Here is a 25,812-nt window from a genome sequence, read left to right as displayed (position 1 = left end):
CGACCGAGGGGTGTCATGAGCACGGAAAACGACAAGGCTGCCGCCGAGACCACCGAGACCACCGAGACCACCGAGACCACCGAGACCGCCGGAACCGCGACGGGCGACTCCCGGGCCGAGCGCACGTACGACATCGTGCTGTTCGGAGCGACGGGTTTCGTCGGCACACTGACCGCCGAGTACCTCGCGGAGCACGCGCCCCGGGGGCTGCGCTGGGCGCTCGCCGGGCGCAGCACGGCCAAGCTGGAGCGGCTGCGCGAACGGCTCGCCGGGATCGGGCCGGACCTCGCTGAGCTGCCGCTGCTGCGCGCCGACGCCGACGACCCGGCCGCGCTCCGCGACATCGCACAGCACGCGCGCGTGGTGGCCACGACGGTCGGCCCGTACATCACGTACGGGCAGGAGCTGGTCGCGGCCTGCGCCGACGCGGGCACGGACTATCTGGACCTCACGGGCGAGCCGGAGTTCATCGACCTCGCCTATGTGCGGCACGACGCACGCGCGCGTGAGACCGGGGCGCGCCTGGTGCACGCCTGCGGCTTCGACTCCGTGCCGCACGACCTGGGCGCGCTCTTCACCGTGCAACAGCTGCCCGAGGGCGTGCCGCTGCGGGTCGACGGGTTCGTCCGCACCAACGCCACGTTCTCCGGCGGTACGTTCGCCTCCGCGCTGACCGCGTTCTCGCGCCCCCGGCAGACGGCGGCGGCCGCGCGGGACCGGCGCCGGCACGAGCCGCGCCTGACCGGCCGCCGCGCGTACGCGCCCGTGGGCCCGCCCCGGTACGCGAAGGAACTTGACGCCTGGGCGGTGCCGTTGCCGACGGTCGACCCGCAGATCGTGCAGCGTTCGGCGCGCGCCCTGGAGCGGTACGGCCCGGACTTCCGGTACCGGCACTACGCCGCCGTGAAGCACCTCCCGGTGGCGCTCGGCGGGGTCGCCGGCGTCGGCGCGCTGGCCGCTGCGGCCCAACTGCCGCCCGCGCGGCGCTGGTTGTCGGGCCGGGTCAAGCCGGGCGAGGGGCCGAGCGAGGAGCGGCGGGCGAAGAGCTGGTTCTCGGTGCGGTTCGTGGGGGACGGGGGCGGGCACCGCGTCTGCACCGAGGTCTCGGGCGGCGACCCGGGCTACGGCGAGACGGCGAAGATGTTCGCCGAGTCCGCGTTGTGCCTGGCGTTCGACGAGCTGCCCTCGGCCTCGGGTCAGGTCACCACTGCCGTGGCGATGGGGGATGCGCTGCGGGAGCGGTTGCAGTCGGCGGGGATCAGGTTCCGGGTGGCTCGGGGGGAGCGCTGAGTCCGGCCGGACGGGCCTCCACAGCCGCCCCTCCGCAGCCGCCTCAGCCGGTCGCCTCAGGAGGTCGCCTCAGGAGGTCACCTCAGGCGTCGCCTCAGCCGGTCGCCTCGGCCAGTGCGCGCCTGCACAGCGCATCCGCCCGCCGCGTCGACTCCGGCAGGCGGTACCGCGGCGCGAGGTGCAAGGTGTGGGCCACCGCGTTCTCCAGGTTCACCCCGTGGCCGACCGAGACGAACACCGGCTTGACCCCGTCCCGAGTGCGCACCGCACACCCCACCACCTCCCCGCCCGCCCCCGCGTCGACCAACGGCGACGTACTGCCGCGCCGAGCACCCGGCTCCTCGTACGCGAACGTGAACGGATTCTTCGCGACGCCGATCGTCGGCAGCCCGGTGAGCACGCCCAGATGGCTGGCGAGGCCGAAGCGGCGCGGGTGGGCCCGCCCGTACCCGTCGCACACGACGAGGCCCGGCGCAACCGTCAGCCGCTCCAACACGGCCAGCACCGTGGGCAGTTCACGGAAGGCGAGCAGCCCCGGCACGTACGGGAAGCTGACCCGCCCGACCGCGGTCGCCTCCTCGACCACCGCCAGGCTCGCCGCGTCCAGGACGACGGCGGCCGCGACGACCACGTCCCGCGCGTCGTCGTACGCCACGTCGACCCCGGCGACCCTGCCCGTGCCGGGCGGTGGGCCGGGCTCGCGCAGCTCGACGCGGGTGCGCAGCTCGTCCTGGACGGCGCGCGCCCGGGCTTCGGTGGTGGGCCAGTCGGCGGGGATGCGTACGGTCGTCATGGTGGTGCGAGGGTACGCGGACCGGGCGCGGCGCGTGCGCGGATATCCTCGCCGTCATGTTCGTACTGGAGTTGACCTACACCGCCCCCATCGAAGCCGTGGATACCCACCTCGACGCCCACGTCGCATGGCTGGACCGGCACCTCGCCGACGGCGTCTTCATCGCCGCCGGCCGCAAGAACCCGCGGGACGGCGGCGTGATCATCGCGGTCGGCGAGGACCGCGCCGCCGTCGAGAAGATCGCCGCCGCCGACCCGTTCAGCACGGCCGGGGTCTGCGAGTACCGGGTGACGGAGTTCATCGCGACCAAGACGGCCCCCGAACTGGCCCCCTTCCGGCAGCAGCCGGCGTAGCCGGACAGGGCAGTACACCTGGCCCTGTCTTCAGGCGCTCGCGGGCGGGCCACCGCAAGGGCGGGTCGTGGGGGCGCCGGTGATGCACGTCACCAACGCCCCTGTGCACGGATTGCCTCGTTCCGCCGTCTTCCCCGGTGTCCGGGTCCATCCGCCCGGCCGTCGTCGAGGGAGCAGGCGTTGTCCACCGTCATCGAGCAAGCCGTAGAGGCCCGCCTCATCGCGTCCGCGCCGCGCATGCCCAGCATCCCGGCGACCCTGCGCTACGACGCACGCGATCCGTACGCCGTGCGCATGGCGTTCCCCGCGCCCGCGACCCTCGAAGGCGTCGACGTGTCCTGGACGTTCGCCCGCGACCTGCTCACGGCCGGGGTGGACCGGGCCGCGGGCGACGGGGACGTGCGGGTGCGGCCGTACGGCTACGACCGGACCGTCCTGGAGTTCCACGCCCCCGAGGGCACGGCGATCGTGCACGTGCGCACCGCCGCACTGCGCCGCTTCCTCGGGCGCGCCGCCGCCGCCGTGCCGGCCGGGCGGGAGCACGCGCACCTGGACGTGGACGGCGACCTGGCGGAGCTGCTGCGCGACGCCTGCTGAGGGCGGGCGAGCGGTCGCCGGAGACCGGAAACCCGGATGCCGGAAACCCGTTGACGCCCATCGCGCTCCCCCTTTACGGTGTACGAGCCTTGTTGTCGTCGATCGGAGTAGGACGTTGCTCGTCTGAGGTCCTGGGACACCGCGTAGCACAGTGATTTCGCCTGTGTGCACGCCCGGTGCGACCTCGACGGTGAGCCGTCCCCCGCGCAACAGGGTTTTTCTGTTCCACTGCCGCCCCGGCTTCTCGCCGCCGCGGCTTCTCGCTTCCGCCCCGGCTTCTCGCTTCCGCCGCCGCAGGAGCCCCTGTCGCACTCCCCCGTCGCACCCCCGTGTCCCCCACGCGCCGCCCTGTCACTTCGAGCGCGCCGGAGGCCGCCCACCATGTCTACCCACCCCACATCCATCGCCTGCACCTCGCTCGGCTTCGCCTGGGCCGACGGCACCGAGGTCTTCGACGGCCTCCAGGTCGCCTTCGGCCCCGGCCGCACCGGCCTGATCGGCACCAACGGGTCAGGAAAATCAACCCTGCTGAAGCTGATCGCGGGCGAACTCACCCCGGCCGACGGCACCGTCCGCGTCAGCGGCGAGGTCGGCTACCTGCCGCAGAACGTCACCCTCGACACCGCCCTGCGGGTCGACGCCGTGCTCGGCATCGCCGCCACCCGTGCCGCCCTGCACGCCATCGAGGCGGGAGACGCGGCCGAGGAGCACTTCACCGCCGTCGGCGACGACTGGGACGTCGAGGAGCGCGCCGTCGCCACCCTCGACCAGCTCGGCCTCGGCCACATCGGCCTCGACCGCACCATCGGCGAGGTGTCCGGCGGCGAGTCCGTGCTGCTCAGGCTGGCCGCGCTGCTCCTGAGCCGGCCCGACGTACTCCTCCTCGACGAACCGACGAACAACCTCGACCTGTTCGCCCGGCAGCGGCTGTACGCCGCCGTGCAGGCCTGGTCGGGCGTGCTCGTCGTGGTCAGCCACGACCGTGAACTCCTCGACCAGGTCGACCAGATCGCCGACCTGCGCGGCGGCGAAGTCAGCTGGTACGGAGGCAACTTCAGCGCGTACGAGGAAACCCTGGCCGTCGAGCAGGAGGCGGCGGAGCGTATGGTGCGCGTCGCCGAGACCGACCTCAAACGGCAGAAGAGGGAACTCTCCGAGGCCCATATGAAGCTGGCCCGCCGGGTGCGCTACGGCAACAAGATGTACGCGCAGAAGCGGGAGCCGAAGATCGTGATGAACGCCCGCAAGCGGGAGGCCCAGGTCTCCGCCGGCAAGCACCGCATCATGCACGAGGAGAAGCTCAGCGAGGCCAGGGAACGGCTCGACGAGGCCGTGGAGGCGGTGCGGGACGACGACGAGATCCGCGTCGACCTGCCCTTCACCGCGGTGCCGCCGGGCCGCCAGGTCCTCACCCTGCGCGAGCTGACCCTCCGTTACGGAGCCGAGGTCAAGGGCGAGTTCGACGTGCGCGGGCCCGAGCGGATCGCCCTGGTCGGCCGCAACGGCGCGGGCAAGACGACGCTGCTCCGTACCGTCGCCGGACAGCTGGACCCGGAGGCGGGCGAGGCCGAGGCGCACGTCCCGCTGCGGTTCCTGCCGCAGCGGCTCGACGTCCTGGACGATGCGCTGAGCGTCGTCGAGAACGTCGCGCTCGCCGCGCCGGACGCCACCAACAACCGGATCCGGGCCCGCCTCGCCCGCTTCCTGTTCAAGGGGGCCAAGGCCGACCAGGCGGCGGGCACGCTCTCCGGCGGCGAGCGGTTCCGCGCGACCCTCGCGGCGCTGCTCCTCGCCGAGCCCGCACCGCAGCTGCTGATGCTGGACGAGCCGACGAACAACCTCGACATGGCCGGCGTCCGGCAACTCACCTCGGCCCTGGATTCGTACGAGGGCGCGCTGATCGTGGCCTGCCACGACCTGGCGTTCCTGGAGTCGGTCGGGGTGACCCGCTGGCTGCTGCTCGACGGAGATCTGCGGGACACGAGCGAGGAGGAGGTGCGGGAGCTGTTGGCGGCGCGGTGAGCGTTCGCGCGGCTCCGGAAAGGATCACGAATACGAAGGCGCGGTGTACGTCCTGGACGAGCCGCAGTCCGGAGAGGGGCTGCGGTGTGGGGTTCCGGTGTGGGGTTCCGGTGTGGGGTTCCGGTGTGGGGTTCCGGTGTGGGGTTCCGGTGTGGGGTTCCGGTATGCCGCGCGACCTTGCATCATTGCGGCAAGGACCGAACCAGCGGTAACCAGCAAGGACCGGCAAGGAGAGTCGCACCCGTGGCAAGCAAGAAGGCCCTGATCCGCCGACCCGGCCCGCGCCTGGCCGAAGGCCTGGTCACCCATCTGGAGCGCACCCCGGTCGACGTGCCGCTGGCGATCGCCCAGTGGGAGGCGTACGGCCACACGCTGCGGGCGCACGGCTGGGAGACGGTCGAGGTGGACCGCGCCGACGACTGCCCGGACGCGGTGTTCGTCGAGGACTCCGTGGTGATGTTCCGCAACGTCGCCCTGATCGCCCGCCCCGGCGCCGGGTCACGCCGCCCCGAGACGGCCGCCGTCGAGCAGGCCGTGGCCGGGCTCGGCGCCTCCGTGAACCGGGTGCGGGAGCCGGGCACGCTGGACGGCGGGGACGTCCTGAAGATCGGCGACACCCTGTACGTGGGGCGGGGCGGCCGGACGAACGCCGCCGGCGTCGCACAGCTGCGGGCCGCGTTCGAGCCGCTCGGGGCCCGGGTCGTCGCGGTGCCCGTCTCGTCCGCCCTGCACCTGAAGTCGGCGGTCACGGCGCTGCCGGACGGCACCGTGATCGGGCACCCGTCGCTCGTGGACACCCCGTCGCTGTTCGGGCGGTTCCTGCCGGTGCCGGAGGAGTCGGGCGCGCACGTGGTGCTGCTCGGCGGGGACAGACTCCTGATGGCGGCGAGCGCCCCGAAGTCGGCGGAACTGCTCGCGGACCTCGGCTACGCGCCCGTACTGGTGGACATCAGCGAGTTCGAGAAGCTCGAAGGGTGCGTGACATGTCTCTCGGTCCGCCTGCGCAATCTGCACGGATAGCCGCAAACCAGCAGGCCACATAGGGGATTGAGCGGAGAAATCGGTCACAGGCCCACCCTGGCGGGGCTGGCCCTTTACCTGCCTCTTAACCTACGGTCTCGTAACCTACGGTCTCGTAGGCTACGTCCCCGTAGGTAAGCCGCAGCAAGAGCACAGCACCTCACGTCCCCGCAGGAGCCCCCGTGACGATCGCCTCTCCCCACCTCGGCAGCCCGGACACCTGGACCGACGCCCGGCTGCTTTACGCCCTCGAAGAGGTCGTGGAGAAGGAGCTCAACCGCCACCTCAAGGTTGCCAAGGACTGGATGCCGCACGACTACGTGCCGTGGGGCGACGCGCGCAACTTCCCGGAGTTCTTCGAGGACGGCGAGGAGTGGGAGCCCGGCCAGTCCAAGGTCACCGACATCGGCAAGACCGCCCTCGTGGTCAATCTGCTCACCGAGGACAACCTGCCCAGCTACCACCACGAGATCGCGAGCCTCTTCGGCCGCGACGGCGCGTGGGGCACCTGGGTGCACCGCTGGACCGCCGAGGAGGGCCGGCACGGCATCGTCATGCGCGACTACCTCCTCGCCTCGCGCGCCGTCGACCCGGTCAAGCTGGAGCAGTTCCGGATGGCGCACATGAGCGAGGGCTTCGAGTCCGACAACCGGCACTCGATGCTGCACTCCGTCGCGTACGTCGCGTTCCAGGAGCTGGCCACCCGCATCTCGCACCGCAACACCGGCCACCAGTCGGGCGACCCGGTCTGCGACCGGATGCTGGCGCGCATCGCCACCGACGAGAACCTGCACATGGTCTTCTACCGGAATCTGCTGAAGGAGGCCTTCGAGCTCGCCCCCGACCTGACCATGCAGGCCGTGCGCGACGTGGTGGTCGACTTCCGGATGCCCGGCCACGGCATGCCCGGCTTCGAGCGGGCCGCGGCGCAGATGGCGATCGGCGAGATCTACAACATGCGCATCCACCACGACGACGTGCTGCAGCCGGTCCTGCGGCACCTGAAGGTCCTGGAGATCGACGGGCTCGGCCCGGAGGGCCTGCAGGCGCAGGAGGAGCTCGGCATGTTCATGGGCGGCCTCGACTCCGAGGCCGCCAAGTTCGACGAGAAGCTGGCGGCGCGCAAGGCCCGTATCGCGGCGCGCGGACGCTGACCGTCCGGTTACAGCGCACGCACTCAGGGCCGTCCCGGCCACCGCTTCGGCGGCCGGGACGGCCCTGAGTCGTTCTTCACGCCCTGAGTCGCTTTCCGTCGTGTTTTCACGCCCTGAGTCGCTGTTTCGGGTCCGGCTGAGCTCAGGCGCGGTCGGCCGGTCTGCGGGCGGGGCCCCTTCTGAGGCGGTCGCGCTCCTTCTCGGACAGGCCGCCCCAGACGCCGAACCGCTCGTCGTTCGCGAGGGCGTACTCAAGGCAGGCGGCGCGCCCCTCGCAGGCCTGGCAGATCTGCTTGGCCTCACGGACGGAGCTGCCCGGCTCGGGAAAGAAGAACGCCGCCCCGGTCTGGGCGCACAAGGCGAGGTCGAGCCAGCTGGGACGGTCGTCGGATGCCCCGGTGTGCGGGGCCTGCGTGATGGTCTTGCCGGTCATGACGCTCATCGTGTCGGCCCGGGAAAAACGAACGATCAACGAACGGTCAACGGGCCCCGGTCACCTGTTGACCGCGCCACCGCCCCGGCCACCGGCCGCCTGCTCGCCGTGCCGTGCCGTGCCGTGCCGTGCCGTGCCGTGCCGTGCCGTGCCGTGCCGTGCACGATGCCGCGCACCCCTGCCGCAGCGCCAGGCTTTCGGGCCGTAGGGCGTGTCGCGGCGGCCCGGCGGCCGTCGACCGTCGGTGCGTCGGTGCGTCGGTGCGTCGGTGCGTTGGCCCGCAGGTCGCCCGGCGCCTACTCCGCGTCCCCCTGGCGCGGCTTCGGCTTGAGGACGGCGAAGCGTGCCCCGAAGGGGTCCGCGAATCTGGCGAGGCGGCCGACGTCCGGCACGTCCAGGGGGTCGACCCGGACCGTGCCGCCCCCACCGCCCGCGGCGGCCGCCGCGGCGTCGCAGTCGGCCACTGCGAAGTACGGCAGCCAGTGCGCGGGGCCGTCGGCCTCCGAGGCGTCCGTGGACTGCTCGACGACGCCGCCGAACATGGCGTCCACACCGGCCTCCGCCGGGTGCAGCGTCGTGTAACTCCCCGTGGGGTACGAGACGTCGAAGGTCTGGATGCCGAGGACGCTGCCGTAGAACGCCGTGGCCCCCTCGATGTCCGGGGTGAACAGCTCGGCCCAGCAGCACGCGCCCGTCCTGCCGAAGGCGTCGAAGCCCTGCATCGTCCCGGCCTGCCAGAGGCCGAACCCGGCGCCCGCGGGGTCCGCGCAGACCGTCATCCGGCCCAGCTCGCCGACGTCCATCGGCTCCATCGCGACCGTGCCGCCCGCCTCCTCGACGGCCTTGGCGGTGGCGTCCACGTCCGGCGTGCGGAAGTACACCGTCCAGGCGGGGGCGTCCTGTGACTCCGGCACCGTCATGCCGCCGGCCACGGCGTCGCCTTCGCTGCGGTACGTGACGTACCCGCCGAAGTCCTCGTCGCCTTCGTCGGCCCGCCATCCGAGCACCGACGCGTAGAAGGAACTGGCCGCAGGCAGGTCCGGGGTTCCCAGATCCGCCCAGGTCAGGGAGCCCTTGTGACGAGTGCCGAGCATGATCGCTCCTTCGGGTGTCCGGTCCGGTCGCACTGCCTCTCCGAGTCTTGCACCCGGCACTGACAACCGCCTCCCGGACACCGGGCCGCCCGCCTGCCCGCGACGGCCCCCGCATCCGGCAGACCACGGCAGACCCCGACCGGCCCCGACCGGCCCCGACCGGCCCCGACCGGCCCCGACCGGCACTCCAGGCAACCACCACCCCACCCCCCTCCCGCCCCCGCCGACTTATGAACGATCACCGCCGAAGAGAGCGCTCTCAGTCACAACTCTTGACGCCAGTAAGGGACTTGGCCAAGGTGGTCGGCACGCGGACGCCCCCACACCGCGTACCCCCACACCCCAGGAGACTCCGTGATATCGCGCCGAGTGTTCTTGACCGCCACCGCAGGAGCCGCCACCGCGCTCACGTACCCCGTCTGGGGCAGCGCTCTCAGCCCCGGCGCCGAGGCCGCGCCCGAGACCTGTGAACTCGCCCTGGAGAACAAGTCGCTGACCGGCACCGTGCACGCGTACGTCACCGGGCACGAGCAGGGCACCGACCGCTGGGTGCTGCTGCGGGCGGACGGCAGTGTGTACCGGCCCGAGTCGCCCGCCGAGCCCGAGACCCCGCTGCCGGTCGACTGCGCGATCCCGCTCGGCGGCCCCGGCGAGGCCCCGGTCGTCCTGACGCTCCCGCAGATGTTCGGCGCGCGCGTCTACTTCGTACGCGACGACAAGCTGGACTTCTTCCTCAACCCCGGCCCCTCCCTCGTAGAGCCCGCCTTCGCGACCGAGGAGGACCCCAACTACGGGCGCACGTGGTCGTTCTGCGAGTTCACGTTCAACCCGCAGCAGCTGTACGCCAACATCAGCTACGTCGACCTGGTGACCGCGCTGCCGATCGGCCTGAGGCTGGAGGGCGACGGTACGCACGAGGTGGCGCCGCTGCCGGACGGGGCCGTACAAAGAATCGCGGACGATCTGGCGGCGCAGGCCGCGAAGGACGGGCAGCCGTGGGACCGGCTGGTGATCAAGGGCGACGGCGAGGACGTGCTGCGGGTGATCTCGCCGCAGAACCTGATGGCCCCGTACTTCGACAAGCCCGACGAGATGCCCTTCCGGGACCTGTGGAACGGCTACATCGACCAGGTCTGGGAGAAGTACCGCGCCGAGGACCTGCGGATCGACCTGCAGGGCGGCCGCGGCGTGCTCGCCGGCCGGGTCGGCGGGGACACGCTGACCTTCGACGGCGGGCACAGCTTCGCCAAGCCGACCTCGAAGGACGTGTTCACCTGCAACCACGGCCCGTTCACCAACAACCCGAACGACCCGGACGACAAGAAGGGCCTGATCGCCCGGCTCGCGGCGGGCTTCAACCGCAGCATCATGCTCAGCCACCCCGAGCAGCCGAACGGCGCCACGGCCGCGGACTACTACCAGGGCGCGACGACCAACCACTGGGCGCGGGTCGTCCACGCCAACTCGCCGATCGGGTACGCCTTCCCGTACGACGACGTACGTCCCGACGGCGAGCCGGACGAGTCGGGCGCCGCGCACGACGGGAACCCCCGGCGGTTCACGGTGTCGGTCGGCTCCTGACCGGGCGGGCCCCGGCGCTCAGGCGGAGGCCCGCCGCACCAGTGCCGTCGGTGTGATCACCGAGGCCGGGGCGGTGACCGAGTCCCCGCAGGGAGCGCCCCGGACGCCGCCCCGCTCCAGTCCGCGCAGCAGCAGCCGGGCCATCAGCCGGCCCATCCCCTCGATGTCCTGGCGCACGGTGGTCAGCGGCGGGCGGGTCTGCTCCACCACGGGCTCCATGTCGTCGAAGCCGACCACCGCCACGTCCTCGGGCACGCGCCGCCCGCGCTCGTGCAGCACCCGCAGGGCACCGGCGGCGGTCAGGTCGTTGGCGGCGAACACCGCGTCCAACTCCGGAGCCCGGTCCAGGAGTTCCCGCATCGCGCGCTCACCGCCCGCCGGGGTGAAGTCGCCGCGCGCGACGAGCGCCGGATCGGCCTCCGGCAGCACGTCGCGGTAGCCGTCGAGGCGGTCCACGGCCGAGGTCTGGTCGGGCGGTCCCGCGATGTGCGCTATCCGCTTCCGGCCGAGGCTGCGCAGATGCCGTACGGCCTCGCGGGCGCCGCCGCGGTTGTCGCAGTCGACGTACGGGGCGCACTCGCCGCCGCGGTCCGGGCGGCCGCCGAACACCGTGGGCAGGGCGGACCGCCGGATGATGTCGGGGAGTTCGTCGTCCAGATGCACGGAGAACACCAGGGCCCCGTCGACGTGCCCGCCGGCGAGATAGCGGCCCACGCGCGCGTAGTCGTCCCGGCCCTCCACGAGCAGCAGCACCAACTGCGAGTCGTGAGCGGTGAGTTCCTTGCTGATGCCGCGCAGCTGCTGGGCGAAGAAGGGGTCGGCGAAGACCCGGGTCTCGGGTTCGGCGATGACGACGGCGACCGCGTCGTGCCGCCGGGTGACCAGGGAGCGGGCCGCCCGGTTGGGTACGTAGCCCAGCTCGTCGACCGCGCGGAGGACCCTCCCGGCGAGTGAACTCCGCACGCCGGCCCCGCCGTTGACGACCCGGGACACGGTGGCGCGGGAGACGCCCGCGTGCGCGGCGACGGCCTCCAGGGTGGGGCGGGGCGCGGGGGTCGACGGGGCGGTCACGCTCGGGGCACTCCTCGGGCCGGAAGGGGCGGCCCGGCCAGGATAGGGAGCGCTCTCACCCACCGTCGACCCTGGCCCGACAGGGTCGCGGGGAACTGAGCGACCAGCCACGACGGCGTGAGCGCCCGAGCCAACGGTGCCGGACCCGCCCTCGAACCCAGGCCTAGTGCCCCCCGTGACCCCCGTCATGCCCCGGAATCGTCCCGTCCGCCTTCGCCACCAGGAACATCCCCACCATCCCCATGTCCGAGTGGCTCTGCACATGGCAGTGGTACATCCACGCCCCCGCGCCGACCCCCTCCCCCGCGACCACCTGGAACCCGAAGGAGTCCGCGGGCCCGGTGATCTTGTTGTCGATGACGGGGCTGGGGTCGTCCGGGCCGGTCAGGATGCCGGTGCGGTTGTCCGCCCAGCGGTGACCGTGCATGTGGAACGTGTGGTAGTACTCGCCGTGCGTGATCATCACGATCTCGACCCGGTCGCCGACGGTGGCCTTGAGGTCGGGGCCCTTGGGCAGGTTGTTGATGGTCATGTCGTTGAAGACGATCGTGTACGTCCTGTCCGGCAGCACATCGCCCTCGCGCCGCACGACAAGCCCGCCGTAGAGCCCCTTGCGCAGCCCGCCCGTGCCGTGGTCGGTGCCGACGACGTGGTCGTGGTAGTGCCAGTAGCCCGCGCTGCCCGCCCGCCAGGTGCCGTCCTTGCGTCGGCCGGGGGCGTGCGTGCGCCAGGTGTACGTACGCGAACTGCCGGGTTCCACATGGCTGTTGTTGTGCCGGGTGCCGTCGCTGCCGATCTCGTAGTCGACGCCGTGCGGGTGCAGGCTGACGTCGACGTCGGTGAGGTTCTCCACCTCGATGTGCAGGGTGTCGCCCTCGACCATCTCCAGGAGCGGCCCGGGGATCGTGGCCTTGCCCTTCTCCAGGCCGTATCCCATCTGTCCGTCGGCGAGGTTCTCGACGTACAGCTTGATGTGCCGGGTCTCGCCCTTCGCCTCGGCCTTCTTCCCGCCCGCCGCGGCGGCTGGGGGCGCGGAGCCGGGAACCACTCCCGACATCGATGTCAGACCGGCTGCGACGGCGGCGCCCCCGGCGAAGAGCCGCCGGTTGAATCCGCGTCTGCCGAGTTGCCCGCCCAGTGCTTCCGTCATCGCCGAACTCCCCAGGGCCGTAACGAGGTTGGCGGGTTCCAGGGGGTTCCCTGGCCCATCGGACGGCCCACACCGTAGCTTCGGGATCTCCGTTTATCCACACTCAGGACAAAGTTTGTGCAATCGCGGTCATAGCTATTGGCGGACCACCGAAAGAGGTCTAGCTTCCTTGGCGCTGTAGCCGTGCACGACGAGGGACACGATGAGGGGTGGGTGACCCGATGCGGAGCGCACCACGTCAGAAACCCGCGGATGCGGGCGCGTTGAACGGGCACAACAGACACAGACCCAGAACCCGCAGGCGCTGGGCGGCCGGGATCGCGGCGGGAGCGCTCACCGCGGGACTCCTCGCCGCCGGTCCCGCCACCGCACGGCCGTATCCGGGGCCGGGGGACACTCCCGCGACAACGATGTCGCTGCCCTCGCCACCGGGCGGGAACAAGGTGCGGGTGCTGCTCTTCCACGGCTCGGCGAGCGAGGAGACGCCGCTGGTCGACGCCGGGATCGAGGCGATCGAGAAGATCGGCCTCTCCGGGCCGCACAAGCAGCGCTTCACCGTCACCGCCACCGACGACGGCTCGGTGTTCACCGACGGGAAGCGGCTCGGCCGGTTCAACGCGGTGGTGTTCCTGACCGGCGGCGGCGATGTGCTCGACCCCGAGCAGGAGATGGGCCTGGAGGCGTACATGGAGGCCGGCGGCGGCTTCCTCGGCATTCATGACGCGGCCCGCGCCGAACCGTACTCGGACTGGTTCACCGGCCTGGTCGGCGCCCGCCCGGCGAAGGGCAGCGGTACGACAACCCAGCGCGCGACCGTCGAGGTCGGCGACCGGCAGCACCCGGCCACCAAGGGCCTCCCCCTGGAGTGGAAGCGCCCCGACAAATGGCTGAACTGGGAGAAGAACCCGTCCGGCGACGTGCACACCGTGGCACGCGTGCGCGAGTCGACGTACAAGCCGGGCGAGAGTGCCAACGGGCCCGACCATCCGGTGAGCTGGTGCCGTGACTACGACGGCGGGCGGTCCTTCTACACCGGCATGGGCGGCACCGTGGACTCGTACGCCGAGACGGACTTCCGTACCCATCTGCGCGGCGCGCTGCTGTGGACGACACGACTCGTGCGGGCCGACTGCAAGGCCGCCATCAACTCCAACTACAAGGCGGAGCGCGTCACCGAACCCAACCAGCCGGGCCGGAACGACCAGATCGGCGAGCCGCACGGCCTGGTCACCGCGGAGGACGGGCGGGTGTTCTACATCGGCCGGGGCGGCGCCGACGCCTCGCAGCCCGTGGTGACCGACTGGGACGACCCGGACATCGGCAAGGGAAAGGGCCAGATCCACATCTACGACCCGAAGACCGATAAGGTCCAACTCGCCGGTGAGCTCACGGTGTTCGGCAACAAGGGCGGCGGCGGCGAGCTGGTCAAGAACGAGGAAGGCCTGCTCGGCATCGAGCTGGACCCGGAGTTCGAGGACAACGGCTGGGTGTATCTGCACTACACCCCGCACTCGGAGATCAACCGCGAGACGCACATGGCCGAGCGCCGCGTCTCCCGCTTCACCCTCGACCCGGCCACGGACAGACTCGACCTGGGCAGCGAGAAGGTGCTGCTCAAGTGGCCCGTGCAGATCCACAGTTGCTGCCACGCGGGCGGTGGCATGGCCTGGGACTCGAAGGACAACCTCTACATCGCGACGGGCGACAACAACTCCAGCCGCTTCAGCGACGGCTACTCCGGCAACAACCCGGAGCCGACCTTCAAGGGCGTCTCGTTCGCGGACGCACGCCGCACCGCCGGCAACACCAACAACCTCAACGGCAAGATCCTCCGCATCCACCCGGAGCCGGACGGCACGTACACCCTGCCGGAGGGCAACCTCTTCACCGGCAAGGAGGAGGACGAGGGCGGCGGCAAGACGCGCGGCGAGATCTATGTGATGGGCGTGCGCAACCCGGCGCGCATCTCCATCGACCAGCAGACCGACATCCTGTACGCGGGCTGGGTCGGCCCCGACGCCGGTGAGCCGTCGACCACCTGGGGCCCGGCGAAGTACGACACGTTCGCCGCGATCACGGGCCCGGGCAACCACGGCTGGCCGTACTGCATGGGCAACAAGCAGCCGTACCGCGACCGCAACCTGCCCGACCCGACGCAGCCGCTCGGCTGGTACGACTGCGACGCGCCGAAGAATGAGTCGCCGCACAACGACGGCCTGGTCAACCTGCCTCCGGTCACGTCCAACACCATCTGGTACTCCCCGGCGGGCGGCGGCCCGGACTTCCCGCGCGACGCCAACGGCGTGCCCTCGTACAAGGCGGAGGAGCAGGTGTTCCGCCTTCCGTGGCTGAAGGGCGGCGGGCAGGCCGCGATGAACGGCCCGGTGTACCGGTACGACGCGGACAGCAAGAGCGAGGTGAAGTGGCCGGAGTACTGGGACGGCAAGTGGTTCGTCGGCGACTTCTACGACCAGGACCAGCCGCGGCACGCCGTGCTCACCGACCCTGAGACGGTCGGCAAGGGCGGTGTCCCGGTGCACGCCGAGTCGCTGAAGAAGATCGTGCCGATCGGCGACGACGGCATCAAGAACCTCATGGACTGGAAGTTCGCGCCGGACGGTTCGCTGTACGTCCTCGACTACGGGCGCGGCTTCTTCACCTCGGACGCCAAGTCGGCGCTGTGGCGCGTCACTTACGAGGGCGGCGCGGCCACGCCGAGCGCCGACCAGCTGGCCAGGAAGGGCTGACCGGTGAGACACAGACAGAGATGGCTACGGGTGCTGCTCGCCGCACTCCTGACGGTGCTCGGCCTGACCGCCCCGGCGGCGTACGGGCAGCCCGCCCCGGGCACGCGGCCGGTGCAGGACGAGGGCGCGGCCGTGGAGCAGGTGCTGACCTGGACGGCCGGTGACCCGATCGACAAGTACCTGTCGGCGCCCACCACGGCGGTGGCGGGCAGGACCACGATCGTCTTCGAGAACAGCGCTGCCACCGGCAACACCACGGGCATGCCGCACACGCTGACGTTCGACGTCTCGGACCCCGAGTACAACAACGACGTGCCGCTGAACATCCTGGCCAACCCCTCCGACGCGGAGGGCGGCAAGCACACCGCCGAGGTGACGCTGACGCCGGGCCGGTACCTGTACCACTGCACGATTCCCGGGCACGGCTCGATGCAGGGCATCCTCACGGTGACCGAGGGCGGCGGCGAGGACACCACCGCCCCTCAGACCTCGGCGAAGGTCGACGGCACGCAGAACGCGGACGGCGCGTACGTCGGGCAGGCCGCGGTGACCGTGTCGGCGGCGGACGACAGCGGCGGTTCCGGCGTGGAGAAGGTCGAGTACGCGGTCGGGGACTCCGGTGCCTGGCAGCCGTACACGAATCCGGTGGTCGTCGACCAGGTCGGCAGCCACAAGATCCGCTACCGGGCCACGGACAAGGCGGGCAACGTCGCCGCCGAGAAGGCTGTCGAGTTCGCGGTGGTCGCGCCGGACACGGACGACACCACCCCGCCGGAGACCTCGGCGACGGTGACCGGTGAGCAGAACGCGGACGGCGCCTATGTCGGCATGGCAACGGTCACGGTGGCCGCGTCGGACGCGGGTTCCGGGGTGAACACCGTGCAGTACGCGGTGGGTGACTCCGGTGAGTGGCAGGCGTACACCGCGCCCGTGATGTTCCACGACCCGGGCACGTACAAGGTGCGCTACCGGGCCACGGACAAGGCGGGCAACGCGGCCGCCGAGAAGGCTGTGGAGTTCGCGGTGGTGGCGCCGCCGGCGGAGGACACCACGCCGCCGGAGACCTCCGCGGAGGTCGACGGGACGGTCGACTCCGACGGCGCGTACGTCGGCAAGGCCACGGTGACAGTGACCGCGACGGACGACGGCTCGGGCGTGGACAAGGTCGAGTACTCGCTCGACGGCGCGCCGTACGTCGCGTACACCGAGCCGCTGGTCGTGGACCGCACCGGCCGGCACGAGGTGGCGTACCGGGCGAGCGACCGGGCGGGGAACACCTCCGAGGCCCGCAAGGAGGCGTTCACGGTCGTCGAGGGCGGCGGCGTGCCCGCGCCGGACTGTCCGGAGTACGACGAGCGTCCGACGGTGTTCGTCGGCTCGGTCGACAGCGGCGTGCCCAACCGGATGACGAAGAGCCGCTGCACGATCAACGAACTGATCGAGGACGAGAAGGACTGGTCCTCGCAGGCGCTGTTCCTGAAGCATGTGGACGAGGTGCTCGACGCCCTCGCCGACGAGGGGGTGATCGACGCCCGCGAGCAGCGCACGATCCACCACGCCGCCAAGAAGTCCGGCATCGGCAAGCCCGGCCAGACCAAGGGCTACCGCAAGCTGTTCGACGGCTCGAAGGAGTCGTTCGCCAAGTGGCAGCATGTGGGCGGCGGTTCGTTCGGCCTGAACGAGGACGGCTCGATGACCTCGGGCACCACCAAGGCCGGGCTCGGCATGCTGTGGTTCCCGGAGCGGAAGTACGACGACTTCTCGCTGAAGCTGCAGTGGCGGGACGACGCGCCGGGCGACGGCAACGCCAACTCCGGTGTGTTCGTGCGGTTCCCGCAGGTCCACGACCACCCGGAGGAGTCACGGCCGGAGTGGGTCGCCATCAAGTACGGGCACGAGGTGCAGGTGCTCGACCGTCCCGACGGCGACATGTACAAGACCGGGTCGGTGTACGGCTTCGACCGGGTCGGGCTCGCGGGCGCCGGGGTCACGCCGAAGGGCACCTGGAACGACTACGAGATCCGGGTGGTCGACCAGCACTACCAGGTGTTCCGCAACGGCAAGCTGATCAACGAGTTCGACAACACGGGCGGCCAGCTCTTCGAGCCGCCGCGTGCGGACGACCCGGGCACGGACGGCCGCAGGTACGCCTCCGGCTATGTGGGGCTGCAGGTGCACGGGGTGACGGATGTCGTCTCGTACCGGGACATCCGGATCAAGGAGTTGTAGTCACCGTCACCGGTTCATCAGGTGGTTGTGGGCTCGGGCGGCGCCTCCTTCGGGGGCGCCGCCTTCTTGGCCCGGCTCGGCTGCACCCGCTTCGGCTCGCCCGGCATCTTCGGGTACTCGGGCGGGTACGGCAGGTCACCGAGGCCGTGGTCCTGCTCGTCCTTGCGGGCCAGTTCGAGCAGCGCGTCCAGGGAGAAGCGGTGGTCGTCCATGTCCGCGTGCACGTCACCGCGTTCGGCGTACCGCTCGGGCATGGTCACGATGTCGAAGTCCTCGGGGCGGGCCGTGCCCACCTCGTCCCAGCTGAGCGGCGCGGAGACCGGGGCGTGCGGGCGGGGCCGTACCGAGTACGCGGAGGCGATGGTGCGGTCGCGGGCCGTCTGGTTGTAGTCCACGAAGATGCGCTCGCCGCGCTCCTCCTTCCACCACTTGATCGTGACCTGCTCCGGCATCCGGCGCTCCAGCTCCCGCCCGACCGCGATGGCCGCGCGCCGCACCTGGGTGAACGTCCAGTGCGGCGCGATGGGCACGAAGACGTGCAGGCCGCGGCCGCCGGAGGTCTTGGGCCAGCCGCGCAGCCCGCCGAACTCGTCGAGGACGGCGCGCAGTTCGTGGGCGGCGCGGACCGCGTCGCCGAAGCCGGTGCCGGGCTGCGGGTCGAGGTCAATGCGCAGCTCGTCGGGGCGGTCGACGTCGTCGCGGCGGACCGGCCAGGGGTGGAAGGTGAGCGTGCCGTACTGCGCGGCCCACAGCACGGCGGCCTCCTCGGTGGGGCACATCTCGTCGGCGCTGCGGCCGCTGGGGAAGGTGATGTGGGCGGTGGGAATCCAGTCGGGCATGCTCTTGGGCGCCCGCTTCTGGTAGAACCACTCGCCGGTCACGCCGTCCGGGTAGCGCTGCAGCGTCGTGGGCCGGTCACGGAGGGCGCGCAGGATGCCGGGTGCTACGGCGAGGTAGTACCGGGCGATGTCCAGCTTGGTGTACCCGCGCTCCGGGAAGAAGACCTTGCCCGGGTTGGACAGGCGCACGGTCCGCCCGCCGGCCTCCAGTTCCACCGCTTCGCCCATGCGAGCCACGGTAGGGGTGCGGCGCATCCCTCGCACACCGGGCGGTCGCGGTCGTGCGCGCGCAGAATCGATGCATGGATCTGCCGGTGATGCCGCCCGTGAAGCCGATGCTCGCCAAGCCCGTGAAGAAGATCCCGCCGGACATGCAGTACGAGGCCAAGTGGGACGGCTTCCGGGCCATCGTGTTCCGCGACGGCGCCGAGACCGAGCTGGGCAGCCGCACCGGCAAGCCGTTGACCAGGTACTTCCCGGAACTCGTGGCCGCCCTGACGGCCTGCCTGCCGGAGCGTTGCGTACTGGACGGCGAGATCGTCATCGCCCGCGACGGCCACCTCGACTTCGACGCGCTCACGGAACGCATCCACCCCGCCGAGTCCCGCGTGAAGCTGCTCGCCGAGCGGACGCCCGCCTCGTTCGTGGCGTTCGACCTGCTGGCGCTCGGGGACGACGCGTATGTCGACCGGCCCTTGACCGAACGCCGCTCGGCGCTGGTCGAGGCGCTGTCGGGGGCTGTCCCGCCGGTCCATGTGGCGCCGGCGACCACCGACCCCGAGCTGGCCGCCGACTGGTTCCGCACATACGAGGGCGCGGGTCTTGACGGGGTGATCGCCAAGCCGCTCGACCTCCGCTACCGGCAGAACGAACGCCTGATGTTCAAGATCAAGCACGAGCGCACCGCCGACGCGGTCGTGGCCGGCTACCGCTTCCACAAGTCGGGCCCGATCGTCGGCTCCCTCCTCCTCGGCCTGTACGACGAAGCGGGCGCCCTGCAGCACGTCGGGGTGTGCGCGGCGTTCTCCATGCGGCGGCGCGAGGAACTGGTCGCCGAACTCGAACCCCTCCGCCTCGGGGCGGACGAGGAGCACCCGTGGGCGGCCTGGGCGGAGGAGTCCGCGCACGAGTCGGCCCGGCTGCCGGGGGCGCCGAGCCGCTGGTCCGGCAAGAAGGACCTGTCGTGGGTGCCGCTGCGGCCCGAACGGGTCGTGGAGGTGGCGTACGACCACATGGAGAACGGCGCCCGCTTCCGGCACACGGCCCAGTTCCGCCGCTGGCGCCCGGACCGCGCCCCGGAGAGCTGCACCTACGCACAGCTGGAGGAGCCGGTGCGGTACGACCTGGCGGAGGTGCTGGGCGGGTGAGGGGTGGTTGCCCGGGGGGGTTGCCGGGGGGGGGGGGGGGGGTGAGGGGTGGCTGCCGGGGGGTGAGGGGTGGCTGCCGGGGGCTGCCGGGGCTTCCCATGTGTCACGCCGCGTCGTGGAAGACACCCCAGTCCGCGGCGGAGACGCGCTCGGCGGGGCCGGTGGTGGTCGTGTTGCCCTGGCCGTTCATACGGCCCAGGTTCGCGCGCCGGGCGGGCGGGGGCCCGGCGGGTTCCGGACGGGGAGGTACGTCGGCATTCCGGCGGGGCGGGGCAGGTAGGGGCTGGCATTCCGGCGGGGCGGGGCAGGTAACGGGACAGGCCTGACGCCGCCCGACCGCGGGTATGTGTCCGCCAAGGGGAGCAGGACGGGGTGGTCGGCATGGACGTCGGACAGAGCAAGGCCGAGGGCAGCCGCAGCAGCGTGGAACGGCGGACGTTCCTGATCGGCTCCGCCGCACTCCTCGCGGGCTGCACCCTCCAGACCCAACCCGAGGGCGACGACGCCCGGCCGCCCGCCGCAGGCGAGAAGGGCTGCGTCCCCCTCGCGGTGAAGGTCGACAATGTGGGCCCCGCCCGCCCGCACACCGGCCTGAAGGAAGCCGACTTCGTCCACGTCGAGCAGGTCGAGTCGGGCCTGAGCCGCTTCCTCGCCGTGTACGCCACCGGCCGCCTCCCCGAGTCGGTGGGCCCGGTCCGCAGCGCCCGCGAGAGCGACCTGGACCTGCTCGGCCAGTACGGGCGCCCGCTGCTCGCCTACTCCGGCGCGCAGTCCAAGCTCCAACCCCTCATCGCCGCCGCGCCGTTGGAGGCCCGTACGCCCGGCGAGGCGGAGGACGCGTTCTACCGGGACCCGGACCGGCCCGCCCCGCACAACCTGTTCGTGCGCCCGGCCCGCCTCGATCCGCGGCCCACCGCCTGCGACCCGGCGTCCTTCGGCTTCCGCGTCGGGCCCCGCCCACCGGACGGCCAGGACACGCCCCGGCACACCGTGCACTATCCGGCGGCCACGTTCGGCTTCGTCTGGTCGGCCGAGGAGGAACACTGGCGGGTGGAGCTGGACGGCGAGGAGTCGGCGCTGACCCCGTCGACGGTGCTGGTCCAGCACACCCGGATCCGCGGCTCCCGCTTCCACGACCGCTGGGGCAGCGTCACCCCGTTCACGGAGACCACCGGCACGGGCCGCGTCCTCCTCCTGCGCAACGGCCGTACGTACGAGGGAACATGGACCCGCCCGACGGCGGACCGTCCCACGGACTACCGCACGGCGGACGGCCGCCGCCTGTACTGCGCAAAGGGGCAGGTGTGGGTGGTGTACGTGAAGGAGTGAGCACCGGCGGCCTCTCTCCTTCTCAGCACTTCGACTTCCCAGCACTTCGACTGCCCAGCACCTCGATCGGGTCCGTCCCCCACCGATGCTCGGGGCACCCGTCCCGCAGCCGCGCCGCGCACCGGCCGGATGCGGCCGGAAAGGATGAATGCGCCGCGGTTGGATGGCCGCCGCGGCGGTACGTACACACCTCCCGTACGGAAGGACTGCGCCAGCGAATCCAGCAGGGACGCTCAGGACGCTACGGACGACGGAGGCGCTGCGATGACAGCGAGATCTGCACCGGCCAACCGCACAAGACCCACCAGCCCCACCAGCCCCACCGGCCCCACTGACGGCACCGCCCGCACCGATCGCACCGCCCACTCCGACCGCACGGACCGCCGCACCACCCGGCACACCACCCGCCACGGGGCGCGACTGCTCGCGCTCGTCGCCGCCGGTGCGCTCACCCTCGGCGCCGCGGCCGAGGCCGGCTCCCAGGACCGGGGCACCCAGGGCGGGGGTGCCCAGGACGCCAGGCGGACGGCCGCGGGACCGCCGAGCCAGGTGTCGCCGTTCACCGGCCGGCCCGCGAGCCTGGGCCCGGTGCTGGCGGTGAAGTTCGACAACTCCAGCAAGGCCCGCCCGCACCGGGGCCTCAACAAGGCGGACATCGTGTACGTCGAGAAGGTCGAGGGCGGCATGAGCCGGCTGATGGGCGTGTACGCCAGCCGCAAGCCGAGCTCGGTCGGGCCGGTGCGCAGCGCCCGCGAGTCCGACGTGGAGCTGCTGCGCCAGTTCGGGAACCCGGCGCTCGCGTACTCCGGGGTGCGCAGCTCGCTCACCACGTACCTGAACCGCTCGCCGATCTACGTACGGCCGCACGACAAGGTGCCCGGCGCGTACTTCCGCAGCGCGGACCGGCCGGCGCCGCACAACCTGTTCGTCGAGCCGGGCGCGCTCCTGAGGACCGCGCCGCACGCCAGCCGCGCCGCCGACATCGGGTTCCGCTTCGGCCCGGCCCCGGAGGGCGGCGTGCCGACGGACAGCCGCACCGTGCGCTACTCGGGCGCGAGCCACACCTTCAGCTGGTCGCCTTCGCTGCGCCGCTGGCGGGTCTCGTTCGACGGTTCGCCCGCGATGCAGACCAACGGCCGCCAGATGGCGCCCCGCACGGTCGTCATCCAGCACGTCTCGATGCCGCCGTCCAAGTACCGGGACGTCAACGGCGCCGCCACCCCGTACATCAAGACGGTCGGGCAGGGCCGGGCGACGGTCCTGCGGGACGGCAAGGCGTACGAGACCCGCTGGCACCGGCCGGACGCCGATTCGGGCACGACGTTCACCCGCCCCGACGGACAGCGCATGCCGTTCGCGAGGGGCCAGGTGTGGGTGGTGTACGCGGACCGCTGAGGCCGTCTGCCGGAGCGCACGGGCGGACCCGACCGGGGCGGGCGCACGGACTCTCCGGCCGAGCGGTCCGCCCGCAGGCCGCCCCACCGAGCAACCCCGGTCCTCCCCCTCGCTCCTCCCCTTCGCTCCCACCCCCCACCCTCGCCTCACTCCCCACCCTCGCCCTCTCTCACGTCTCACGTCTCACGTCTCACGTCTCACGTCTCACGTCTCACGACGAGTCCTTCCGCACCGTCCACCCCCCATCGACCACCAGACTGGACCCCGTCACATACGACGCCTCGTCCGCGGCGAGGAACGCGATCGCCGCCGCCACCTCCTCGGGCGTCCCGAGGCGCCCGGCGGCGGTCTGGGCGGCGCTGCGCTCTCGGTCGGCCTCCGACAGCCGGTCCCACGCGCCGGTGAGGATCGGCCCGGGCAGCACCGCATTGACCCGCACCTCGGGCCCGTACTCCACGGCGAGCTGACCGCACAGCGACACCAGCGCACCCTTGGTCGCCGCATACGCGGGGTGCCCCGGAATCCCCGCGTGCGCGTGCACGGACGACGTGAGGACGACCGCGCCACGCTGCGCGCGCAGTTCGGGCAGCAGCGCCTTGAAGCCGAGGAACGACCCGGTGAGGTTGACGGCCAACTGCCGGTTCCACGACTCCAGTTGCATCTCGTGGGCGCCGCTCACGTCCACGGTGAAGGCGTTGCTGACGAACACGCCGACCGGCCCGAATCCCGCCGCGGCCGCGCCGACCCGCTGCCACGCCTCGGGCTCCGCCACATCCGCGTGCACGAACTCCGCCCGCCCGCCCCGCTTGCGGATGGCCGCGGCGACGTCCCCGCCCCGGTCCACGGACACATCGGCGAGCACGACGGCCGCCCCTTCGGCGGCGAGCCGCGCGGCACTGGCGGCACCGATGCCGGACGCTGCCCCGGTGACGACGGCGACACGTCCGCCGAACCGGTTTGCTGGGGTGGGGAGTTGAGGCTCGGCGCGGTCGGCAGGGGCCATGGGCCGACCCTAGTGCTCCGCCCCGACCGCCGACACTCCTCGTGCGGGGCTCACTCGGGTCCGTTCCCCACAGGCCCCGGCAGCCAGTCGCGGGCCTGGTCGAACTCAAGCCAGCGTCTTCGTCCCGCGACCCGGGCGCAGGCGGCGAGCAGCTCGGCGAGCCCGTCCGGCTGCTGCCCTCGGACCACACGCCTCGGTCGCCGCCGCAGCCCGTACCGCCTGCACACGGACGAGCTGCCGCCGTACGTCAGTAGACGCTGGCCCTGCGCTGCGGCGGCCAGGACGTGACGCCGGGCGTGGAGAACTGCTGCTCCGGCTGCCGGTTCTGCTCCTGATCCGGCTGCCGATGCGCCTGCCGATTCAGCCCGGCGGCCTACGGCACGACCGCCACCGGACAATGCGCATGCAGCAGCACCGCGTTGGCGGCGGAGCCGACGAGGAACGAGTCGGCGGAGAGCCGGCGACGGTGGCGCCCCACTACCAGCAGCCCGGCCGTCTGCGAGGCGACGACGAGGCGCCCCGCCGCGTCCGCCGGGGCGACGACACAGGTGACCTCGGCATCCGGATGCCCCGACACGGACGCTTCGAGCCGCCGCCGCTGCGCCTCGTACAGCTCCGCCTCGATCTCGGGCCGTCCGTCGCCGTCTGTGCCGGTGACGTACGGACCCACGACCGTGAGCGTGGACAGCGGCACGGAGTACGTGGTCACGACCTCAAGTCGGGCCCCCTTGCGCGCGGCCTCCGCGAAGGCGAACTCGATCGCCGCGTCCCCGGTCTCCTCGGGTTCCAGGCCCAGGACCACGGGCGGCACACCCTCCGGCAGCCGTACGACCTCGGCCCGCGCGGCGTGCGGCACGACCACGACGGGGCAGCCGGCGCGCGCCGCGCACGCCCGGCTCACCGAGCCGAGCAGCAGGCTGGCGAAGCCTCCGCGGCCGCGCGAGCCGACCACGAGCAGCTGCGCCTCGTCGCCGAGCGCGGTCACGGCGGACGGCAGCGCACCGTCGAGGGTGACAGTGCGGACCGGCGGCAGGTCGGACCGGCCGTCGAGGAGGCGCCGCACCTCCGTGAGGACGGGCGTCTCGTCCGGCTCGGGCAACGGGATCACCGGCAGGTCGCCCTGGAGCGGCACGTTCTTCACGAAGTCGGTCCTGACATGCGTGACGACGAGCTCCGCCCCTCGCTCCCGAGCAGCGGCCAGCGCCCACTCCAGGGCCTTGACACTGTGCTCGGACCCATCGACGGCGGTGACGACCGGAAGCGCGTTCATGCCCCCATCGTGCGCACACATCGGCCCGCTCGGCAGGGCCGAACGTCTCCGCGGCTCAGGGCCAAGGTCTGCGGCCCGGGGTCCGGGGGTCCGGGGGTCCGGGGGTCCGGGGGTCCGGGGTCTCAGCGCGCCACGAACTGCGTGAGGATCGCCTGCACTTCGTAGATGTTGACGCCCTTGGTGAAGGTCTTCTCGATCGGCGCCGACTCCCCCGACACCCAGATCTTGAGCTCCGCGTCCAGATCGAAGTGCCCGGCCGTCTCGACGGCGAACCGCGTGATGCTCTTGTACGGCACCGAGTGGTACTCGACCTTCTTGCCGGTGATCCCCTGCTTGTCTATGAGCACGAGCCGCCGGTCGGTGAAAAGGATCGTGTCACGGATCAACACGTAGGCCGCATAGACCTGTTCCCCGTGCCCGAACAACCGCGCATACTCCTGCTGAGCCTTGCCCGGGTCGACGGTGTGAGCGTTACCGAAGAGTGCCATGCGACGTACCCCCGTGAATTCCTGGTGCCTGCTGGTCCGGTTCTCCGAACTGTATCGGGGGCGCTGAATTCCAGGTCGACCCCCGCCCCGGACACGGCAGTCCGCAGCCGCCAGTTCTCTGCCGACCGCAGCGCGATGCCGGCAGTGACCGGTGGGGCCCAACCCCCGGAGCGTGAGGTCCGCGACGGCCGGGAAGGTGAATCGAGGGGAACGACAGATCCCCGCGGTTCCTGTGAACCGCGGGGATCTGAACTGTGTCCGAGGGGGGACTTGAACCCCCACGCCCGATAAAGGGCACTAGCACCTCAAGCTAGCGCGTCTGCCATTCCGCCACCCGGACTAGGTGTGCGCCGCCTGCCGGGGGCCTTGCCCCGCGGCGACATGGACAACAATACCAAGGATTCAGAGTGCCTTTCACCTGCGTATCCCTCCACCTGCGAGCCTGCCCCCGCCGGCGAGGGCGGCGGATCTGCGCAGGTCGGGCGCGGTGTGCACTGCGTGTGGCCGGACGGACACCCGCTGTTGATATCGGCGTCGCGAGCCGGCCCACGTGGGGCGGGGCCGGCTCGCGAGTGGTGTGCGTCACG

At 71.9% G+C, this 25,812-nt stretch carries 22 protein-coding genes and 1 tRNA gene; 12 read left to right on the top strand and 11 right to left on the bottom strand.

From position 1 onward, the window contains the following. Window positions 1–15: 15 nt before the first annotated feature. The gene (locus QIS99_RS04105) at window positions 16–1,290 is read left to right on the top strand and encodes a saccharopine dehydrogenase family protein (protein WP_282510441.1); all 1,275 of its coding nucleotides are present in this window, start codon (window positions 16–18) and stop codon (window positions 1,288–1,290) included. A 94-nt stretch (window positions 1,291–1,384) separates the two neighbouring features. Here the strand turns inward: QIS99_RS04105 and QIS99_RS04100 are convergent, their stop codons facing one another. After that, entirely contained in the window at window positions 1,385–2,083 is a 699-nt protein-coding gene (locus QIS99_RS04100) for an endonuclease V (protein WP_282510440.1), read from the bottom strand. A 56-nt stretch (window positions 2,084–2,139) separates the two neighbouring features. Between QIS99_RS04100 and QIS99_RS04095 the strand changes: the two genes are divergently transcribed. The 5 genes from QIS99_RS04095 to QIS99_RS04075 all read left to right on the top strand — a co-directional run bounded on the left by QIS99_RS04095 (window position 2,140) and on the right by QIS99_RS04075 (window position 7,229). After that, complete coding sequence (locus tag QIS99_RS04095; RefSeq protein WP_282510439.1) at window positions 2,140–2,436, top strand: YciI family protein; 297 nt, start codon at window positions 2,140–2,142, stop codon at window positions 2,434–2,436. 180 nt (window positions 2,437–2,616) lie between these two features. Continuing rightward, a complete protein-coding gene (ssgD, locus tag QIS99_RS04090; protein WP_282510438.1) occupies window positions 2,617–3,033 on the top strand; it encodes a spore wall synthesis regulator SsgD in 417 nt (138 codons plus the stop codon). 381 nt (window positions 3,034–3,414) lie between these two features. Next, the gene (locus QIS99_RS04085; RefSeq protein WP_282510436.1) at window positions 3,415–5,055 is read left to right on the top strand and encodes an ABC-F family ATP-binding cassette domain-containing protein; all 1,641 of its coding nucleotides are present in this window, start codon (window positions 3,415–3,417) and stop codon (window positions 5,053–5,055) included. Between the two features lie 243 nt (window positions 5,056–5,298). Continuing rightward, complete coding sequence (ddaH, locus tag QIS99_RS04080) at window positions 5,299–6,075, top strand: dimethylargininase (RefSeq protein ID WP_282510434.1); 777 nt, start codon at window positions 5,299–5,301, stop codon at window positions 6,073–6,075. 182 nt (window positions 6,076–6,257) lie between these two features. Continuing rightward, a complete protein-coding gene (locus QIS99_RS04075) occupies window positions 6,258–7,229 on the top strand; it encodes an acyl-ACP desaturase (RefSeq protein ID WP_282510432.1) in 972 nt (323 codons plus the stop codon). A gap of 142 nt (window positions 7,230–7,371) precedes the next feature. On the opposite strand, the gene QIS99_RS04070 is transcribed toward QIS99_RS04075, so the two are convergent. Both QIS99_RS04070 and QIS99_RS04065 read right to left on the bottom strand, forming a co-directional pair. Continuing rightward, on the bottom strand, window positions 7,372–7,662 hold the full coding sequence (locus QIS99_RS04070; protein ID WP_282510430.1) for a WhiB family transcriptional regulator: 291 nt from the start codon (window positions 7,660–7,662) through the stop codon (window positions 7,372–7,374). Window positions 7,663–7,958: 296 nt separating this feature from the next. Further along, window positions 7,959–8,756, bottom strand: coding sequence for a VOC family protein (locus QIS99_RS04065; protein ID WP_282510428.1), 798 nt, complete (start codon window positions 8,754–8,756; stop codon window positions 7,959–7,961). Window positions 8,757–9,110: 354 nt separating this feature from the next. Between QIS99_RS04065 and QIS99_RS04060 the strand changes: the two genes are divergently transcribed. Then, window positions 9,111–10,337 carry a glycoside hydrolase family 64 protein gene (locus QIS99_RS04060; protein WP_282510426.1) on the top strand — a complete coding sequence of 409 codons (1,227 nt, stop codon included), beginning with the start codon at window positions 9,111–9,113 and terminating at the stop codon, window positions 10,335–10,337. An 18-nt stretch (window positions 10,338–10,355) separates the two neighbouring features. Here QIS99_RS04060 and QIS99_RS04055 read toward each other — a convergent pair whose 3' ends face one another. Both QIS99_RS04055 and QIS99_RS04050 read right to left on the bottom strand, forming a co-directional pair. Then, window positions 10,356–11,408 carry a LacI family DNA-binding transcriptional regulator gene (locus tag QIS99_RS04055; RefSeq protein WP_282510424.1) on the bottom strand — a complete coding sequence of 351 codons (1,053 nt, stop codon included), beginning with the start codon at window positions 11,406–11,408 and terminating at the stop codon, window positions 10,356–10,358. Window positions 11,409–11,571: 163 nt separating this feature from the next. Further along, window positions 11,572–12,558: a multicopper oxidase domain-containing protein gene (locus QIS99_RS04050; RefSeq protein WP_282510422.1), complete on the bottom strand. Its 987-nt coding sequence runs from the start codon at window positions 12,556–12,558 to the stop codon at window positions 11,572–11,574. 221 nt (window positions 12,559–12,779) lie between these two features. On the opposite strand from QIS99_RS04050, the gene QIS99_RS04045 reads away from it, so the two are divergent. After that, window positions 12,780–15,305 carry a ThuA domain-containing protein gene (locus QIS99_RS04045; RefSeq protein ID WP_408909472.1) on the top strand — a complete coding sequence of 842 codons (2,526 nt, stop codon included), beginning with the start codon at window positions 12,780–12,782 and terminating at the stop codon, window positions 15,303–15,305. A 3-nt stretch (window positions 15,306–15,308) separates the two neighbouring features. Next, on the top strand, window positions 15,309–17,534 hold the full coding sequence (locus QIS99_RS04040) for an OmpL47-type beta-barrel domain-containing protein (protein ID WP_282510418.1): 2,226 nt from the start codon (window positions 15,309–15,311) through the stop codon (window positions 17,532–17,534). 17 nt (window positions 17,535–17,551) lie between these two features. Here QIS99_RS04040 and ligD read toward each other — a convergent pair whose 3' ends face one another. Beyond that, entirely contained in the window at window positions 17,552–18,601 is a 1,050-nt protein-coding gene (ligD, locus tag QIS99_RS04035; protein WP_282510417.1) for a non-homologous end-joining DNA ligase, read from the bottom strand. A gap of 74 nt (window positions 18,602–18,675) precedes the next feature. On the opposite strand from ligD, the gene QIS99_RS04030 reads away from it, so the two are divergent. The 3 genes from QIS99_RS04030 (at window position 18,676) to QIS99_RS04020 (ending at window position 22,464) form a co-directional block, all read left to right on the top strand. Then, window positions 18,676–19,740 carry an ATP-dependent DNA ligase gene (locus QIS99_RS04030; RefSeq protein ID WP_282510416.1) on the top strand — a complete coding sequence of 355 codons (1,065 nt, stop codon included), beginning with the start codon at window positions 18,676–18,678 and terminating at the stop codon, window positions 19,738–19,740. Window positions 19,741–20,121: 381 nt separating this feature from the next. Beyond that, window positions 20,122–21,069, top strand: a complete 948-nt coding sequence (locus tag QIS99_RS04025; protein WP_282510415.1) for a DUF3048 domain-containing protein — start codon at window positions 20,122–20,124, stop codon at window positions 21,067–21,069. 264 nt (window positions 21,070–21,333) lie between these two features. Further along, complete coding sequence (locus tag QIS99_RS04020) at window positions 21,334–22,464, top strand: DUF3048 domain-containing protein (protein ID WP_282510414.1); 1,131 nt, start codon at window positions 21,334–21,336, stop codon at window positions 22,462–22,464. A gap of 211 nt (window positions 22,465–22,675) precedes the next feature. Here the strand turns inward: QIS99_RS04020 and QIS99_RS04015 are convergent, their stop codons facing one another. From QIS99_RS04015 to QIS99_RS03995, 5 genes are all read right to left on the bottom strand, one after another. Further along, window positions 22,676–23,467, bottom strand: a complete 792-nt coding sequence (locus QIS99_RS04015; protein WP_282510412.1) for an SDR family NAD(P)-dependent oxidoreductase — start codon at window positions 23,465–23,467, stop codon at window positions 22,676–22,678. 50 nt (window positions 23,468–23,517) lie between these two features. Continuing rightward, complete coding sequence (locus QIS99_RS04010; RefSeq protein ID WP_282510409.1) at window positions 23,518–23,655, bottom strand: hypothetical protein; 138 nt, start codon at window positions 23,653–23,655, stop codon at window positions 23,518–23,520. Window positions 23,656–23,840: 185 nt separating this feature from the next. Continuing rightward, window positions 23,841–24,737: a universal stress protein gene (locus QIS99_RS04005; protein WP_282510407.1), complete on the bottom strand. Its 897-nt coding sequence runs from the start codon at window positions 24,735–24,737 to the stop codon at window positions 23,841–23,843. Window positions 24,738–24,859: 122 nt separating this feature from the next. After that, window positions 24,860–25,225 (bottom strand): PH domain-containing protein, encoded by a 366-nt coding sequence (locus QIS99_RS04000; RefSeq protein WP_161697346.1) that lies wholly within the window; start codon window positions 25,223–25,225, stop codon window positions 24,860–24,862. Between the two features lie 255 nt (window positions 25,226–25,480). After that, a tRNA-Leu gene (locus QIS99_RS03995) sits at window positions 25,481–25,565 on the bottom strand. Window positions 25,566–25,812: the final 247 nt, after the last annotated feature.

It is taken from the genome of Streptomyces solicavernae, assembly GCF_029968095.1.
Lineage (GTDB): Bacteria > Actinomycetota > Actinomycetes > Streptomycetales > Streptomycetaceae > Streptomyces > Streptomyces solicavernae.
The sequence above is the reverse complement of the archived record's forward strand: the minus strand, read 5'-3'. Positions and strand labels throughout refer to the sequence as shown.

Bases quoted from the DNA above. Each gene is read 5' to 3' on its own strand.
- QIS99_RS04045 (WP_408909472.1), top strand. From the start codon at position 12,780: ATGCGGAGCGCACCACGTCAGAAACCCGCGGATGCGGGCGCGTTGAAC.
- QIS99_RS04085 (WP_282510436.1), top strand. From the start codon at position 3,415: ATGTCTACCCACCCCACATCCATCGCCTGCACCTCGCTCGGCTTCGCC.
- QIS99_RS04065 (WP_282510428.1), bottom strand. From the start codon at position 8,756: ATGCTCGGCACTCGTCACAAGGGCTCCCTGACCTGGGCGGATCTGGGA.
- QIS99_RS04025 (WP_282510415.1), top strand. From the start codon at position 20,122: ATGGACGTCGGACAGAGCAAGGCCGAGGGCAGCCGCAGCAGCGTGGAA.
- QIS99_RS04070 (WP_282510430.1), bottom strand. From the start codon at position 7,662: ATGACCGGCAAGACCATCACGCAGGCCCCGCACACCGGGGCATCCGAC.
- QIS99_RS04095 (WP_282510439.1), top strand. From the start codon at position 2,140: ATGTTCGTACTGGAGTTGACCTACACCGCCCCCATCGAAGCCGTGGAT.
- QIS99_RS04100 (WP_282510440.1), bottom strand. From the start codon at position 2,083: ATGACGACCGTACGCATCCCCGCCGACTGGCCCACCACCGAAGCCCGG.
- QIS99_RS04005 (WP_282510407.1), bottom strand. From the start codon at position 24,737: ATGAACGCGCTTCCGGTCGTCACCGCCGTCGATGGGTCCGAGCACAGT.
- QIS99_RS04020 (WP_282510414.1), top strand. From the start codon at position 21,334: ATGACAGCGAGATCTGCACCGGCCAACCGCACAAGACCCACCAGCCCC.
- QIS99_RS04015 (WP_282510412.1), bottom strand. From the start codon at position 23,467: ATGGCCCCTGCCGACCGCGCCGAGCCTCAACTCCCCACCCCAGCAAAC.
- QIS99_RS04000 (WP_161697346.1), bottom strand. From the start codon at position 25,225: ATGGCACTCTTCGGTAACGCTCACACCGTCGACCCGGGCAAGGCTCAG.
- QIS99_RS04050 (WP_282510422.1), bottom strand. From the start codon at position 12,558: ATGACGGAAGCACTGGGCGGGCAACTCGGCAGACGCGGATTCAACCGG.
- QIS99_RS04105 (WP_282510441.1), top strand. From the start codon at position 16: ATGAGCACGGAAAACGACAAGGCTGCCGCCGAGACCACCGAGACCACC.
- ligD (WP_282510417.1), bottom strand. From the start codon at position 18,601: ATGGGCGAAGCGGTGGAACTGGAGGCCGGCGGGCGGACCGTGCGCCTG.
- QIS99_RS04030 (WP_282510416.1), top strand. From the start codon at position 18,676: ATGGATCTGCCGGTGATGCCGCCCGTGAAGCCGATGCTCGCCAAGCCC.